The 15,863-nt window shown below is 70.7% G+C and carries 13 protein-coding genes; 10 read left to right on the top strand and 3 right to left on the bottom strand.

The annotated features are described in order from the left end of the window. Positions 1-24 precede the first annotated feature (24 nt). From H516_RS18150 to H516_RS0103690, 3 genes are all read left to right on the top strand, one after another. Positions 25-690: a sigma-70 family RNA polymerase sigma factor gene (locus H516_RS18150; protein ID WP_022888370.1), complete on the top strand. Its 666-nt coding sequence runs from the start codon at positions 25-27 to the stop codon at positions 688-690. Continuing rightward, positions 687-938, top strand: a complete 252-nt coding sequence (locus H516_RS0103685) for an alpha-ketoglutarate decarboxylase (RefSeq protein WP_022888371.1) — start codon at positions 687-689, stop codon at positions 936-938. Before H516_RS18150 ends, H516_RS0103685 begins: the two co-directional genes overlap by 4 nt. Before the next feature lie 120 nt (positions 939-1,058). Then, complete coding sequence (locus H516_RS0103690; protein WP_022888372.1) at positions 1,059-3,290, top strand: MMPL family transporter; 2,232 nt, start codon at positions 1,059-1,061, stop codon at positions 3,288-3,290. A gap of 97 nt (positions 3,291-3,387) precedes the next feature. Here H516_RS0103690 and H516_RS0103695 read toward each other — a convergent pair whose 3' ends face one another. Next, positions 3,388-7,122, bottom strand: a complete 3,735-nt coding sequence (locus tag H516_RS0103695; RefSeq protein ID WP_026378382.1) for a multifunctional oxoglutarate decarboxylase/oxoglutarate dehydrogenase thiamine pyrophosphate-binding subunit/dihydrolipoyllysine-residue succinyltransferase subunit — start codon at positions 7,120-7,122, stop codon at positions 3,388-3,390. Between the two features lie 145 nt (positions 7,123-7,267). On the opposite strand from H516_RS0103695, the gene guaB1 reads away from it, so the two are divergent. The 4 genes from guaB1 (at position 7,268) to H516_RS22805 (ending at position 11,451) form a co-directional block, all read left to right on the top strand. Beyond that, a complete protein-coding gene (gene guaB1 / locus H516_RS0103700) occupies positions 7,268-8,707 on the top strand; it encodes a GMP reductase (protein ID WP_022888374.1) in 1,440 nt (479 codons plus the stop codon). A 117-nt stretch (positions 8,708-8,824) separates the two neighbouring features. Beyond that, positions 8,825-10,156 carry a hemolysin family protein gene (locus H516_RS0103705; protein ID WP_022888375.1) on the top strand — a complete coding sequence of 444 codons (1,332 nt, stop codon included), beginning with the start codon at positions 8,825-8,827 and terminating at the stop codon, positions 10,154-10,156. Next, a complete protein-coding gene (locus tag H516_RS0103710) occupies positions 10,153-11,190 on the top strand; it encodes a hemolysin family protein (RefSeq protein ID WP_022888376.1) in 1,038 nt (345 codons plus the stop codon). The genes H516_RS0103705 and H516_RS0103710 overlap by 4 nt, the downstream gene beginning before the upstream one ends. A gap of 132 nt (positions 11,191-11,322) precedes the next feature. Then, positions 11,323-11,451 carry a hypothetical protein gene (locus tag H516_RS22805; protein ID WP_022888377.1) on the top strand — a complete coding sequence of 43 codons (129 nt, stop codon included), beginning with the start codon at positions 11,323-11,325 and terminating at the stop codon, positions 11,449-11,451. Between the two features lie 18 nt (positions 11,452-11,469). Here H516_RS22805 and H516_RS0103720 read toward each other — a convergent pair whose 3' ends face one another. Then, complete coding sequence (locus tag H516_RS0103720) at positions 11,470-12,603, bottom strand: NADH:flavin oxidoreductase/NADH oxidase (protein WP_245561701.1); 1,134 nt, start codon at positions 12,601-12,603, stop codon at positions 11,470-11,472. Then, the gene (locus H516_RS0103725) at positions 12,582-13,214 is read right to left on the bottom strand and encodes an HAD family hydrolase (RefSeq protein WP_022888379.1); all 633 of its coding nucleotides are present in this window, start codon (positions 13,212-13,214) and stop codon (positions 12,582-12,584) included. The genes H516_RS0103720 and H516_RS0103725 overlap by 22 nt, the downstream gene beginning before the upstream one ends. A 23-nt stretch (positions 13,215-13,237) precedes the next feature. Between H516_RS0103725 and H516_RS0103730 the strand changes: the two genes are divergently transcribed. From H516_RS0103730 to H516_RS0103740, 3 genes are all read left to right on the top strand, one after another. After that, positions 13,238-14,086, top strand: a complete 849-nt coding sequence (locus H516_RS0103730; RefSeq protein ID WP_022888380.1) for an ADP-dependent NAD(P)H-hydrate dehydratase — start codon at positions 13,238-13,240, stop codon at positions 14,084-14,086. Between the two features lie 104 nt (positions 14,087-14,190). Continuing rightward, the gene (locus H516_RS0103735) at positions 14,191-15,447 is read left to right on the top strand and encodes a glycosyltransferase 87 family protein (protein ID WP_022888381.1); all 1,257 of its coding nucleotides are present in this window, start codon (positions 14,191-14,193) and stop codon (positions 15,445-15,447) included. 35 nt (positions 15,448-15,482) lie between these two features. Further along, complete coding sequence (locus H516_RS0103740) at positions 15,483-15,815, top strand: thiamine-binding protein (protein WP_022888382.1); 333 nt, start codon at positions 15,483-15,485, stop codon at positions 15,813-15,815. The last annotated feature ends 48 nt before the right edge of the window (positions 15,816-15,863 follow it).

Raw genomic sequence — 15,863 nt, forward strand, 5'->3', positions numbered from 1 at the left:
GCCGACGATCTAAGCTTGACGGTGATGACTGCCGACGAGATCGACCAGGCGCCGACCGAAGCCGAGGCCCCCGAAGAGGCCCGGCCTCTCAGCGACCTCTTCGAGGAGCAGGCGTTGCCGTTCCTCGATCAGCTCTACGCCGCCGCGCTCCGCATGACGAAGAACCCGGCCGATGCGCAAGACCTGGTGCAAGAGACCTTCGTGAAGGCGTTCGCCGCGTTCGGGCAGTTCACGCAGGGCACGAACCTCAAGGCGTGGCTGTACCGCATCCTCACGAACACCTTCATCAACAGCTACCGCAAGAAGCAGCGCGAGCCGTACCAGGGCACGATCGACGAGCTCGAAGACTGGCAGCTCGGCGGCGCCGAGTCGACGACCGCCCGGTCGAGCCGCTCGGCCGAGGCCGAGGCCATCGACCACCTGCCCGACAGCGCCGTGAAGGACGCGCTGCAGGCGCTTCCTGAAGACTTCAGGCTCGCCGTGTACTTCGCCGACGTCGAGGGCTTCTCATACCAAGAGATCGCCGACATGATGAACACCCCCATCGGGACCGTGATGAGCCGCCTGCACCGTGGCCGGCGGCTGCTTCGCGAGTCCCTCGCCGACTACGCCCGCGAACAGGGGTTCGCCGCGGCCGAGAAGGCGCCGAAACCCGCAAGGAGACCGAAGATGTCGAGGAACTCGAAATGACCGACTGCGGCTGCGAGAAGGCGAGAGCCGAACTCGAGGAGTACCTGCACAACGAGTTGCAGGCCATCGACGCGTCCGACATCCGCGAGCACGTCGAGAACTGCATCGACTGCCAGGCCGAGCTCCGCGTCGGCGTCGCGATCACCGAGGTCGTGCAGCGGGCCTGCCGCGAGAGCGCGCCCGAGCAGTTGCGCGTGCAGGTGCTCGCGCAGCTCCGCCTCTACCAGTCGACGCACACCGTCGCCTGACGCGGGCGACCGGCACCTCGGCGCCGAGCGACTCAATCGTTCGTTCGATGCGCGGGTGCCGGGGGTGTCCGTAACGTCGAGGGTGTGATCGACACCCCTGCTCCTCCGAAGCATCCCCGCGTGCCCACGTGGCTCCGCGTGCTCATCCCCGCGGTCCTCATCCTCATCTGGTTCGGCGCCTTCGGCGCGGGCGGTGCCGCGTTCGGCTCGCTGAGCGACGTCTCGACGAACGACCAGGCGCAGTTCCTGCCCGCCACGGCCGAGGCCACCGAGGTGGCCGCGCTCGCCGAGGGGTTCCGCGACGACGAGGCGGTTCCCGCCATCGTCGTCATCGCCGGCGACGACGGCGGCGACCTCGACCCCGCGCAGCTCGAGGCGGCCGACGAGCTCCGCGCGGCGCTCACCGCGGTCGACGGGGTGCAGGCAGACGAGGCGTCGCCCGTGATCGTCTCGGACGACGGCGAGGCCGCCGAGATGATCCTGCCGATCGACGCCTCGGAAGGGGCCGAGCGTCCCGCCGACGTCGTCTCGGAGATGCGCACGGTCCTCGACGAGCACGCGATCGACGGCACGACCTCGGCCGTCACCGGGCCCGCCGGCTTCACCGCCGACCTCAGCGCCGCTTTCGCGGGTATCGACGGGCTGCTGCTCGCGGTGGCGCTCGCGGCGGTCTTCCTGATCCTCATCGTGGTGTACCGCTCGCCGCTCCTGCCGTTCATCGTGCTGTTCACGAGCATGTCGGCGCTGTGCGCCTCGGTGTTCACGGTCGTCGCGCTGGCCCGCGCCGAGGTGCTCCTCCTTTCGGGGCAGACGCAGGGCATCCTCTTCATCCTCGTGATCGGCGCCGCGACCGACTACGCGCTGCTCTACATCTCGAGGTACCGCGAGACGCTCGAGCGGTTCGAACGGCGATGGGATGCCACGTGGGCGGCCCTGCGCGGGTCGTGGGAGCCGATCGTGGCGTCGGGCGGAACCGTCATCGTGGCGCTCCTCATCCTGCTCGCGAGCGAGCTGACCTCGAACAAGACCCTGGGGCCGGTGGCGGCGATCGGCATCGTCTTCGCGCTGCTTTCGGCGCTCACGCTCCTGCCGGCGCTCCTGCTGTGGGCCGGGCGCGCGGCGTTCTGGCCGCGACGCATCGCGCACCGCGGCGAGGCCGCCGACCCCGAGCACGGTGCGCACTCGGCGGGGGTGCTGCACGAGGCATCCCTTCGACAGGCTCAGGACGGCGCCGCGCCCGACGAGCGCGACCTGCCCGACCGCGGCCTCTGGGCCGGCGTCGGCCGCCTCGTCTCGCGGCGCCCCCGCACCGTGTGGATCGTCTCGGTGCTCGCGCTCGCCGTCATGTCGCTCGGTCTCGTGCAGCTCGACGCCGATGGCGTGCCGTCGAGCGAGTTCGTGCTCGGCGAGTCGCAGGCCAGAGACGGGCAGGCGTTGCTCGGCGAGCACTTCCCGGCCGGATCGGGCACGCCCGCACTGATCGTCGGACCCGAGGACGAGCTTCAGCAGATGGCCGACACGGCGCTTGCGGTCGACGGCGTCGACTCGGTCGCCGTCGTCGCGGCCGACTCACCCGCCGGCACGGCCCCGGTGACCGCCGACGGAGTGCAGGCCTTCGGCCCGCCCGGAACCCCGGCCCCCGAGCCGACCGTCGTCGACGGCGAGGTGCTGCTGCAGGCGACGCTCGCCGATCCCTCCGATTCGATGCAGGCCGAGGCGACCGTCGCGGAACTCCGCACCGCACTCGACGAGGTCGGCACCGAGGTGCTCGTCGGCGGGCAGACCGCGGTCGCGCTCGACACGAACGAGGCCGCGATCGCCGACCGCAACCTCGTGATCCCGCTCGTGCTCCTCGCGATCCTCGCGATCCTCATGCTGCTGTTGCGCTCGATCGTCGCGCCGCTCATCCTCATCGGCAGCGTGGTCGTGTCGTTCGCCGCGGCGCTCGGGGTCTCCGCCCTCGTATTCGAGTACGTCTTCGGGTTCCCCGGTGCCGACCCCTCGGTGCCGCTGTTCGGGTTCGTGTTCCTCGTCGCGCTCGGCGTCGACTACAACATCTTCCTCATGACCCGGGTGCGCGAGGAGTCGTTGCAGTTCGGCACGCGCCCGGGCATCATCCGCGGGCTCCGGCTGACCGGTGGCGTGATCACCTCTGCGGGACTCGTGCTCGCGGCGACGTTCGCGGCGCTCGGCGTGCTGCCGATCCTCTTCCTCGTGCAGATCTCGTTCATCGTGGCGTTCGGCGTGCTCCTCGACACCTTCCTCGTGCGCACCCTGCTCGTGCCCGCGCTCGCCTACGACCTCGGCTGGGTCATCTGGTGGCCGAGCAGAGCGGCCCGGCGCGCGGACTAGCGAAACTCCCCGTCGAGTCGCCGAAAACCGCTCTTCTCGCCTCTGGGAAGAGCGGTTTTCGGCGACTCGGCGGGTGGGAGGACGGCGCGCTGCGACGCTAGAGCGTCGTCGCGCGGCGCACCAGCTCGGCCTGTTCGGTCGCGTGGCGCTTGGCCGAACCCGTGGCGGGCGACGCCGCAGCCTGGCGCGCGACGACCGAGACCGTGCGCGGCCCCAGCTTGTTCGTCTCGATGATGAAGTACGGCCAGGCGCCCTGGTTCTCGGGCTCGTCCTGCGCCCACATCAGCTCGGCATCGGGGTACCGGTCGGCGACGGCCTTGAGCTCGCCCGCGGGCAGCGGGTAGAGCTGTTCCAGGCGGACGACGGCGACCTCGGTGTTCTGCTGCTTGTCGAGCTCGGCGATCAGGTCGTAGTAGATCTTGCCCGACACGAACACCACGCGCTTGACCGCGGCCTTGTCGCTGATGCGCGGGTCGTCGAGGACCGGCTCGAACCGACCCTCGGTGAAGTCGGCCACTTCGCTCGTCGCACCGCGCAGGCGAAGCATCGCCTTCGGCGTGAACACCACGAGCGGGCGCCGCGGCCGGGCGTAGGCCTGGCGACGCAGCAGGTGGAAGTACGACGCCGGCGTCGAGGGACGGGCGACCGTCATGTTGTTCTCGGCGCAGAGCTGAAGATACCGCTCGATGCGGGCGCTCGAGTGGTCGGGGCCCTGGCCCTCGTAGCCGTGCGGGAGCAGCAGCACGACGCTCGAGCGCTGGCCCCACTTCTGCTCGGCCGAGGAGATGAACTCGTCGATGATGGTCTGCGCGCCGTTGGCGAAATCGCCGAACTGGGCCTCCCACATGACGAGCGCGTCGGCGCGCTCGACCGAGTAGCCGTACTCGAAGCCCATCGCCGCGTACTCGCTGAGGAGCGAGTCGTAGATCCAGAACTTCGCCTGGTTCTCCGACAGGTTCTGCAACGGCAGCCACTCCTGGCCGTTCGCGCGGTCGTGGAGCACGGCGTGACGCTGCACGAAGGTGCCGCGGCGCGCGTCTTGGCCGGCGAGGCGCACCGGGGTGCCCTCGACGAGCAGCGAACCGAGCGCGAGCAGCTCGCCGAAGCCCCAGTCGATCTTGCCGTTGCGGCTCATGTCGAGGCGCTTCTGCAGCAACTGCTGGATCTTCGGGTGCACCGTGAAGCCGGCGGGCTTGTTGTTGAACGCGTCGCCGATCGCGTGCACGACCTCGATGCCGACGCCGGTCGTCTCGAGCTCGCCCGTGGGTTGCTCGGGGACGTGGGTCTGCTCGGTCGCGCCGACCACGGCGATCGCCCCGGTCTGCACCGCGTGCGTCTCGGCGAAGGCGCGCTCCAGACGGTCCTGGAAGTCGCGGTGGGCCTCTTCGTACTCGGCCACGGTGATGTCGCCACGACCGACGAGGGCCTCGGTGTAGAGCTTGCGCACGCTGCGCTTCTGCTCGATCAGGTTGTACATGAGCGGCTGCGTCATCGAGGGGTCGTCGCCCTCGTTGTGGCCGCGGCGGCGGTAGCAGACGAGGTCGATGACGACGTCGCGCTTGAACTCCTGGCGGTAGCGGAACGCGAGTTCGGCCACGCGCACGACCGCCTCGGGGTCGTCGCCGTTCACGTGGAAGATCGGCGCCTGGATCGTCTTCGCGACATCGGTCGAGTAGATCGACGAGCGGGCGTCGCCCGGCACCGTCGTGAAGCCGACCTGGTTGTTGATGTTCACGTGGATCGTGCCGCCCGTGCGGTACGCGCGGAGCTGCGACATCTGCATCGTCTCGACGACGATGCCCTGCCCGGCCATGGCGGCGTCGCCGTGCACCAGGATCGGCAGGGTCGAGAAGGTGCCGATCGGCTTCCGGTCTTGCTTGGCGCGCACGATGCCCTCGAGCACGCCGTCGACGGCTTCGAGGTGGGAGGGGTTCGCGGCGAGCGAGACGGGGACCTGGTGGCCGTCGTCGGCGGTGAAGGTGCCCTCGGTGCCGAGGTGGTACTTCACGTCGCCCGAGCCCTGCCCGGCCGTGGCTCCCTCGAACTCGCGGAACACCTGGCCGTAGGTCTTGCCGGCGATGTTCGTGAGCACGTTCAGCCGGCCGCGGTGCGCCATGCCGATGGCGACCTCGTCGAGGCCCTCCTTCGCGGCGCCCTGGAGGATCTCGTCGAGGAGCGCGATCACCGACTCGCCGCCCTCGAGGCTGAAGCGCTTCTGCCCGACGTACTTCGTCTGAAGGAAGGTCTCGAACGCCTCGGCCTCGTTGAGCTTGCCGAGGATGCGCATCTGCTCGTCGTGCGTCGGCTTCTCGTAGGGGCGCTCGACCTCGTTCTGGATCCACTGGCGCTGCACCGGATCCTGGATGTGCATGTACTCGATGCCGATGGTGCGGCAGTAGGAGTCGCGGAGGACGCCGAGGATGTCGCGGAGGAGAGCGGTGCGCGTGCTGCCGAAGCCGCCCGTGACGAACTCGCGGTCGAGGTCCCAGAAGGTGAGGCCGTGGCTCGCGATGTCGAGGTCGGGGTGCGAACGCTGCACGTACTCGAGGGGGTCGGTGTCGGCCATCATGTGGCCGCGCACTCGGAAGGAGTTGATGAGCTCCTGCACGCGCGCCGTCTTGTCGATCGCGCTCGCGATGTCGACGGCGATGTCGGGCGCCCAGCGGATCGGCTCGTACGGCAGGCGAAGGGCGGCGAAGATGGCCTCGTAGAAGCCGCGCTGCCCGATGAGGAGCTCGTGCACCTTCTTCAGGAACTCGCCCGAGCCCGCGCCCTGGATGACCCGGTGGTCGTAGGTCGAGGTCAGCGTGATGGTCTTGCCGATCGCGAGGTTGGCGAGGGTCTTCTCGCTCGAACCCTGGAACTCGGCCGGGTACTCGAGGGCGCCGGCGCCGATGATGCAGCCCTGGCCCTTCATGAGCCGGGGTACCGAGTGCACGGTGCCGATGCCGCCCGGGTTGGTCAACGAGATCGTCGCACCCGAGAAGTCGTCGGCCTTGAGCTTGTTCTGGCGGGCCCGCGAGACGAGGTCTTCGTACGCGGTCAGGTACTCGTTGAACGACATCGTCTCGGCGCGCTTGATCGCGGGCACGAGAAGGGCGCGGGTGCCGTCGGGCTTGGGGATGTCGATCGCGATGCCGAGACCGATGTGCGCGGGCTTCACGAGACTCGGCTTGCCGTCGACCTCGGAGTAGAAGACGTTCTGGCTCGGGAACTCCTTGAGCGCCTGGATGAGCGCCCAGCCGATGAGATGGGTGAAGCTGATCTTGCCGCCGCGGGTGCGTCGCAGGTGGTTGTTGATCACGATGCGGTTGTCGATCATGAGCTTCGCCGGCACGGTGCGCACGCTCGTCGCGGTCGGCACGGTGAGCGAGGCGTCCATGTTGGCGGCGAGCGCCTTGGGCATGCCCTTGAGCGGCACGACCTCGTCTTCGGCGGGCGCGTCGGCCACGACCGGATGCGGGCTCGTGACGGGCACGTCGGCGGGCACCGGCTGCGTGCGGGGCGCCACCGAGGTGGTGCGGGCGGCCGGGGTCTGCCCGATGACGGGCACCGGCGCGGTCGCGGGGGAGACGGGTGCACCGGTGTCGGCGGCGGGTGCGGGTGCGGCGGGCGCGGGTGCTTCACCCTGCGGGGCGGCACCGTTCGTCGGGGACGTTGCGCCCTGTTCGCTCTGCGCGCGGCGCCGTTCGAGCACCGGCCTCCAGGTCTGGTCGACCGAGTCGGGATCGGCGAGGAACTTCTCGTACATCTCGTCGACGAGCCATTCGTTGGCTCCGTATTCGCCCGACGCCGTTTCGTCGGATCCCGCTCCGGTCAATTGGCTCGACACAGCCGCTCGCCCACTCTCTCCGTTGATGCTGGATTCTCGGAGATCGACCCGGCCGCGAACGCGTCGTGGCCGATCACCCACACAAGCCTAAACCCCGCGCGAGGCGCCTCGTGCACGGCGCGGGGGCGCGGCCTACGCTGAGGACATGGAGTTCTACCGGACGGCCCCGACCCATGACCTGACCTACTCCGACGTATTCCTCGTTCCGAGCCGTTCGGGCGTGGCGAGCCGGCTCGACGTGTCGCTCGCCCCCGACGACGGCTCCGGGGCATCCGTGCCGATCGTCTCGGCCAACATGAACTCGATCACGGGTCCGCGGCTGGCCGCGACGCTCGCCCGCCGCGGCGGCATCGGCGTGCTCCCGCAAGACCTGCATCTGCAGGACCTCGCGGAGTCGATCCGCTCGGTGAAGGCGCAGTCGCCCCGCTTCGACACCCCGCACGCGTTCCATCCCGACGCGAGGGTCGCCGACGCGCTCGAATCGCTGCCGCCGTTCGAGGGGCACGGGATCGTGCTCCACGACACGTCGGGGCGGTATGCCGGATGCCTCGCCGCGACGCGGCTCGCGAGCGCGCTGCCCGACGCCCGGCTCGGCGACCTCGTGCACGGCGGCATCGCCTCGCTCGACGCCGACGACGTCGACAGCCCGCGGCGCGCGTTCGATCTCATGGTCGAGGCCGAGCTCGACTTCGCGCCGGTGCTCGAGCACGGCCGCGTCGTCGGCACGCTGAGCCGGCGCAGCGCTCTTCGCGGCACGATCTACGAACCGAACGTCGACCGGGAGGGCCGGCTGCGGGTGGCGGCGGCGATCGGCGTCAACGGGGACGTCGCCGCGAAGGCGCGTGCACTCGCGTCGGCCGGCGTCGACATGCTCGTCCTCGACACCGCGCACGGGCACCAGGAGGGCATGATCCGGGCGGTGTCGACCGTGCGCGACCTGGGCCTCGGCATCCCGATCGTGGCGGGCAACATCGTGACCGCGGCGGCCGTCGCCGATCTCGTCGACGCGGGCGCGGATGTCCTGAAAGTCGGCGTCGGCCCCGGAGCGATGTGCACGACCCGCATGATGACGGCCGTCGGCCGCCCCCAGTTCTCCGCGGTGCTGGAGACCGCCGAGGCCGCACGCGAGCTCGGCGCCCGGGTGTGGGCCGACGGCGGGGTGCGCTACCCGCGCGACGTGGCGCTCGCGCTCGCGGCCGGGGCCGCCTCGGTGATGATCGGTTCGTGGTTCGCGGGCACGATCGAGGCGCCAGGAACACTGCGGCGCGATGCCTCCGGCCGTCTCTTCAAGGAGAGCTGGGGCATGGCTTCGACGAAGGCGGTGCGCGAACGATTCGATCGTCTCTCGCCGTACGAGCTCGCACGCAAGGAGCTGTTCGCGGAGGGCATCTCCTCGTCGTCGATCTACCTCGACCCGCTGCGGCCCTCGCTCGAGGACCTGCTCGACATGATCACCTCGGGGGTGCGCAGTTCGTTCACCTACGCGGGGGCGCGCACGCTCGCTGAGTTCAGGGAGCGCGCGCTCGTCGGCATCCAGTCGGCCGCCGGCTACGAGGAGGGCAAGGCGCTGCCGGTCAGCTGGTGAGGACGCCCGGTGGCCGACCGGACCGCTCGCAATATACTTGAACGACCATGGATGACCCTCCTTCTGCGAAGAAACCCGGCCATAGACCCTCGCCCGTGACCGTTCGGGGAGGCAGCGTTGTCTGAGTGGATACTGCTCGGCTTCGGAGTCCTCCTCACGATCGGCACGGGCTTGTTCGTTGCGAGCGAGTTCGCGCTCGTCAATCTCGATCGCGCCGACCTCGAGGCGCGCCGCGAGCGTGGTGAGACCCGCCTCGGCCTGACGATCGCCGCGCTGAAGATCACCTCGACGCACCTCTCGAGCGCGCAGCTCGGCATCACGCTGACCACGCTGCTCACCGGCTACACGATGGAGCCGGCGATCTCGTCGCTGCTCGCGGGGCCGCTCGGCGCGATCGGCGTGCCCGCCGCGCTCGTGCGCCCCGTCGGGGCCACGACGGCGATCATCGTCGCGACCCTGCTCTCGATGATCATCGGCGAGCTGGTGCCGAAGAACTTCGCGCTCGCCCTGCCGATCGCGACCGCGAAGCTCGTGATCCCGTTCCAGACCGCGTTCACCTGGGTGTTCCGGCCTGCGATCGGCCTGCTCAACGGCAGCGCGAACGGAGTTCTCCGCGCCTTCGGCGTCGAGCCGAAGGAGGAGCTCTCGGGCGCCCGGTCGGCCGAGGAGCTCTCCTCGCTCGTGCGTCGCTCGGCCAGCGCGGGCCTCCTCGAGAAGGACACGGCGACCCTCCTTGGCCGCACGCTGCGCTTCTCCGACCACGACGCCTCCGACGTGATGACCCCGCGCCCGCGCGTCGCGGCCGTGCAGCGCCTCGAACCGGCCGAGGCCGTGCTCGAGCTCGCGCGCCAGACCGGACTCTCGCGGTTCCCCGTCTACGACGAGAACCTCGACGACATCGTCGGCGTGGTGCATGTGAAGCAGGCCGTGGCCGTGCCGCGCGAGCGGCGCGGCGAGGTGCCGGCGTCGGCGCTCCAGTCGGATGCGCTGCGCGTGCCCGAGACGATCAAGCTCGATGCGCTGCTCGGCGAGCTCCGCGGCCGCGGGTTCCAGATGGCGGTCGTGGTCGACGAGTACGGCGGCACCGCCGGCGTCGCGACGCTCGAAGACCTCGTCGAGGAGCTCGTCGGCGAGGTCGCCGACGAGCACGACCGCACGAGGGCCGGCATCGTGCGCCGCGGCGACAACGTGAGCTTCCCCGGAATACTGCGACCCGACGAGCTCGTCGAACGCACCGGCATCCACGTGCCCGAGAACGGCGACTACGAGACGGTCGCCGGGTACGTGATGGCCGTACTCGGCCGGCTGCCCGTCGTCGGCGACGAAGTCGCGATCGACGAGGGCACACTCAGCGTGCAGCGACTCGACGGCCGCCGCATCGACCGCGTGCGCTTCGTGCCCGGACCCGTGCCGGCCGAGGCGGCCGATGACGAGGAGGCGGACCGATGAGCGACTGGGCCGGCATCGCCTGGCTGTTCGTGCTGCTCGCCGCGAACGCCTTCTTCGTGGGCGCCGAGTTCGCCGTCATCTCGGCCAGGCGCTCGCAGATCGAGCCGCTGGCCGATCAGGGCAGGCGCAGCGCCAAGACGGCACTCTGGGCGATGGAGCACGCGACCCTCATGCTGGCGACGAGCCAGCTCGGCATCACGGTGTGCTCGCTGCTCATCCTGAACGTCTCCGAGCCGGCGATCCACCACCTGCTCGAGGTGCCGCTGCACCTCACCGGCTGGTCGGTCGAGGTCGTCTCGACGGTCGCGTTCATCGTGACCCTCGTGCTCGTCTCGTACCTCCACGTCGTGTTCGGCGAGATGGTGCCGAAGAACCTCTCGTTCTCGGTGCCCGATCGTGCGGTGCTGCTGCTCGCACCTCCGCTCGTCTTCGTCGCGCGCGTCTTCAAGCCGATCATCGTCGCGCTGAACGCGACGGCGAACGGCGTGCTGCGCCTGTTCGGCGTCGAACCGAAGAACGAGGCGACCTCGACGTACACGCTCGAGGAGGTGCAGACGATCGTCGACCAGTCGCGCCGCGAGGGAGTCCTCGATGATGCGAGCGGCACGCTCACCGCGGCCTTCGAGTTCACCACGAAGCGGGTGAAGGATGTCACGGTGCCGATGGCGGGCCTCGTGAGCCTGCCGCCCGGGGCGACGCCGGGTGATGTCGAGCGGGCGGTCGCCCGTCGCGGCTTCTCGCGGTACCCGATCCTCGGAGACGATGGCGAGCCCGACGGCTACGTGCACTTGAAGGACGTGATCGATCTCGACGACGACGAGATCGACGACCCGATCCCCGTGAAGCGGGTACGACGGCTCATCTCGATCTTCGACGGCACCGATCTCGAGGACGCGCTCGCCACGATGCGCCGCCTCGGCACGCACGTGGCGCGCACCTTCGAGGAGGACGGCTCGACGAGCGGAGTGATCTTCCTCGAGGACATCATCGAGGAACTCGTGGGCGAGGTGCAGGACGCGACCCGTCGGGGGTAGCACCGCGGACGGGGCGGCGGCGTAGACTCTCCTCGACCCGAGAAACTCGAGGGAATATCATGTTCGAGAATTTCATGGCGTGCGCCGTGCTCCCCGCCGCCGACCTCGCCCGGGCTCACGACCGTCGAGGGCGTGGCCGAACTCGGTGAGGAGCGCAGCGCCTGGTTCAGCGACAGCGAGGGCAACATCTTCGCGATCGGGCAGATGTCGGCCGAGTCGACGGAGCGGATGGCGCGCATGCGGTCGGGCTCCGCGAACTAGTCGCCCGACCGGTCGTCGTCACCACTCGCCGTCGTTGTACTCGGGTCCGGCCCTGAGGTGCTGCGGCGGCCACATCGAGGTGCCGGCGCCGAGTTCGTGCGCGGCCCGCATCGCGAAATGCGGGTCGCGCATCATCGCCTTGCCGAACATCACGGCGTCGGCACCCCCCTCCGAGACGAGCGCCTCGGCGTGCCGGGCGTCGGTGATGCGGCCGACCGCCGACACCGGCGCGTCCGTGCGCTCCCCGACGTACTCGGCGAAGTGCGCCTGATAGCCCGGCGCGACCGGGATGTCGGCGGCGGCGATGATCCCGCCCGTCGAGATGTCGAAGAAGTCGGCGCCCGCGTCGACCGCCCAGGCCGTGACCGTGGCGGTCTGCCCCTCGTCCCAGCCGCCGGGCGACCAGTCGGTCGCGGAGAACCGAACGAACACGGGCATCTGCGTGCCGACCTCCGCCCGCACCGCCCGGACGATCTCGAGGAGGAGCCGAGCCCGGTTCTCGAGACCGCCGCCCCAGCGATCGTCGCGCGTGTTCGAGAGCGGCGAGAGGAACTGGTGCACGAGGTACCCGTGCGCGGCGTGGACCTCGACGAGGTCGAATCCCGCCTCGACCGCGCGGCGGGCCGCGGCGCGGAAGTCGTCGATCACCCGGGCGATGCCGGATTCGTCGAGGGCGAGCGGTTCGCGGTAGCCGTCGAACGCCACGGCCGACGCGGAGACCGTCGGCCAGCCGCCCTCCTCGAGCGGTTGCGATCCGCGCCGGCGCAACGGTTCGGGCCACACCGAGGCCTTGCGCCCGGCGTGCGCGAGCTGGATGCCCGACGCGGCGCCCTGCGATCGGATGAACCGGGTGATGCGCGACCAGGCCGCGGCCTGCTCGTCGTTCCAGATCCCGGTGTCGTGATCGGTGATGCGGCCGATGGGGTTCACGGCGGTCGCCTCGGCGATCACGAGCCCGGCACCGCCGGCCGCCATCGCACCGAGGTGAACGAGATGCCAGTCGTGCGGCACGCCGTCGCGCGCCGTCACGGAGTACTGGCAGAGGGGCGGCACCCAGACGCGGTTGCGGATCTCGAGCCCGCGGATCGTGATCGGTCGGAACAGCGCGGCGCCCGCGCGCGCCGAGCCCGTCACCCGAGGCCCCGGAGCCAACGCTCGAGCCCCGCGGCATCCGTGAACACATGCCCGTCGCCGCCGACGGCGCGGGCGCCCTCGACGTTCTCGGCCCGGTTGTCGACGAAGAGGAGCTGCGCCGGGTCGATCGCGAGCTCGTGGATGACGTGCTCGTAGATCGCGGCCTCTGGCTTCACGAGTTCGAGCTCACCGCTCACGAAGACCCGCTCGAAGAGCGGTGCGAACGAGCCGTGTCGGAGCCAGCCCGAGAAGTCGGCGCCCGCATTCGAGAGCAGCGCGAGTCGCGTGCCGCCCTCGACCAGAGCGTGCAGCACCGCGAGGGTGCCGGGGTCGACCGAGAGCCAGCCTCGATGGTCGATCGCCCAGAGCTCGTGCACGTCGAGCGCGCTCCACGTGGTGCCGGTGTCGCGGGCGACCGCCTTCCAGTAGGCCGCGATCGGGGTGGTGCCGCGGTCGAGTCCCTCGCGATGGGCCCAATACGCGGGCCAGAACGACTCGGCCGGCACACCGGCGCGCGCGACGAGCGTCGCCCGGTCGGCGTCGCTCGGCTCTCGCGAGATGACCTCTCCGTAGTCGAAGACGACGACCGAGGGCGAGAGACTGATCGGGGCGAGGGCTGTCGGAGACATCCCGCTCAACCTATCGTTGGTACATGGGCGAACCGTGGCAGGAATGGACCGCCGATCAGGCGGCCGGCTGGGTGAGGGCTCCCGGCGCCGGTGACGACAAGTACACACGCGGCGTGCTCGGCGTGATCACCGGATCGACCGACTACCCCGGGGCGGCCGTGCTCGGGGTCGAGGCGGCGACGAGGACCGGCGTCGGCATGGTGCGCTACACCGGCCCCCGCGGGGTGCGCGCCGCCGTGCTGCTGCGCCGGCCCGAGACCGTAACGGTCTCGGGCCGGGTGCAGGCCTGGCTCATCGGATCGGGCATCGACCCCGGCCGGCGCTCGTTCATGCTGCAGGGCGACCTGCAGCATGCGCTCGCCTCCCGGCTGCCCGTCGTGCTCGACGCCGGCGCGCTCGACCTGGTCGGCACGCACACGGCGCCGACGGTCATCACGCCGCACGCCCGCGAACTCGCGAAGCTGCTCGTCACGCGCGAGGTGGAGGTGACCCTCGACGAGGTGCGGGCCGATCCCGGCGGCTGGGCCGACCGCGCCGCTCGAGAACTCGGCGTCGCCGTGCTGCTGAAGGGGGCGGTGACTCACATCGCCGATCCGGACGGAGACCGCTACACCGTCACCGCGGGCACGCACTGGCTCGCGGCGGCCGGCACCGGCGACGTGCTCGGCGGCATCATGGGCGCGCTCGTCGCCACACATCACGAGGAGCTCGCCGTCAATGCCGAGGTGCTCACGAAGCTCGCGGCGACCGCCGCATGGATCCACAGCGAGGCCGCGGGGCGCGCCAGCGACGCAGCAGACGGTGGTCCCGTGGCTGCGCTCGACATCGCCGTGGCGGTTCCGCAGGTGATCGGCGGGCTGCTGCAGCGCTGACGCGGCGGCCTGCCGCTTGCCGCGCCCAGAGTCGTCGATGAGGCGGAGACGCAGCAGGGGCTCGGTGCATCTGGCGGAATCCGCCGCTCGGTTAGGCTCGACGCGTGACCGGGGGAGGCGAGCGCGAGACATCCGTTGCTCGGCTGCGTCGCGCCCTCGGCGGCCGTGGTGCGCTCTGGACGGCGTTCGCCGCCGTGCACCTGCTGCTCGCGTGGCTGAACCTCTCGGCGCCCGGCTACCCGATGGGCGACGTCACCGGGGTGTACCGGCTCTGGGCCGAGAACGCCTCGCACGGCTGGCTGCGCATGGGCATCGACGCACCGTGGGTCTATCCGATCCTCGCGTTCGCGCCGATGGCGGCGGCCTTCGCGTTCGGCGAGGCCTACATCGCCCAGTCGTGGCTCGCCATCGTCATCGTCCTCGACGCGCTCGCGTTCTCGCTCCTGCTCGGTCGGGCTTCGCTCTCCCGCCCGCGGCGGCTGGCGGCCTGGTGGTGGCTCGGATTCCTCGCACTCCTCGGACCGATCGCGCTCGGCCGCATCGACGCGGTGACCGTGCCGTTCGCGATCGCGGGGCTCCTGTGGGCGGGGGGCCGCCCCAGGGTCGCGGCGACGCTGCTCACGATCGGGGCCTGGATCAAGGTGTGGCCCGCAGCGCTCGTGGCCGCCCTCGTCATCGCCTCGCGTCGGCGCGGCGAGGTCGTGACGATCGCGCTCTCGCTGAGCGCCGCGATCATCGGGGTGAGCCTGCTCGCCGGCGCAGGGACGAACGCGTTCGGGTTCATCGCCGAGCAGGCCGGCCGCGGCCTGCAGATCGAGGCCCCCGCCGCGGTGTTCTGGCTCTGGCAGATCGTCGCGGGAGCGAAGGACGTCACGATCGAGTACTCGCAGGACATCCTCACCTTCCAGATCGTCGGGCCGGGCGCCGACGCCGCGGCCGCGCTCACGACGCCGCTCATGCTCGTCTGCGCGCTCGCCGTCACCGCCCTCGGCGTGCGCGCGGCACGTCGCGGGGCGTCGTTCGTCGTGCTCATGGCGCCGCTCTCGCTCGCCTTCGTCGTCGTGCTCATGCTCGCCAACAAGGTCGGTTCTCCCCAGTTCGCGACGTGGCTCGCGGCGCCCGTCATCCTCGGGCTCGTGCTGCGCCCCGCGCGATTCGCCGCACCGGCGTTGCTCGCCGCGGCGGTGGCGCTGCTCACGCAGATCATCTACCCGTACTGGTACGGCTGGCTGCTCATCGCCAACCCCGCGTTCGTCTTCCTGCTCACGATGAAGGTCGCACTCCTCGGCGCGCTCCTCGTCTGGTCGCTCCTCGCCGTATGGCAGGCTGGCAGCAGGCGGGATGCCGCGCTCGCGGGCTGAGCGGACGCACCGATCGCACCCGCAGAGGAGGCAGCATGCTGGTGGCGTTCTCCGTCGCCCCGAGCGGCACGGGCCGCGCCGACGGATCCGTGCACGACGCCGTCGCGGCGGCCGTGAAGATCGTCCGCGAGTCGGGGCTTCCGCATCGCACGACTTCGATGTTCACCGAGATCGAGGGCGAATGGGACGAGGTGTTCGACGTGGTGCGGCGCGCGACCGAGGCGGTGGGCGACTACGGCTCTCGGGTCTCGCTGGTGCTGAAGGCCGACATCCGCCCGGGGTTCTCGGGCGAGCTCGATGCGAAGATCGACCGGCTCGAGTCCGCGATCGACGAGGCGGGCGGGGGAGCCGGAGGCCCGCGGGACTGAGGCCCCGGGTCTCGTCCGGCGATGACGCCGTCGGCCTATCGGCTCGGC

The organism is Agromyces italicus DSM 16388 (genome assembly GCF_000421545.1).
Lineage (GTDB): Bacteria > Actinomycetota > Actinomycetes > Actinomycetales > Microbacteriaceae > Agromyces > Agromyces italicus.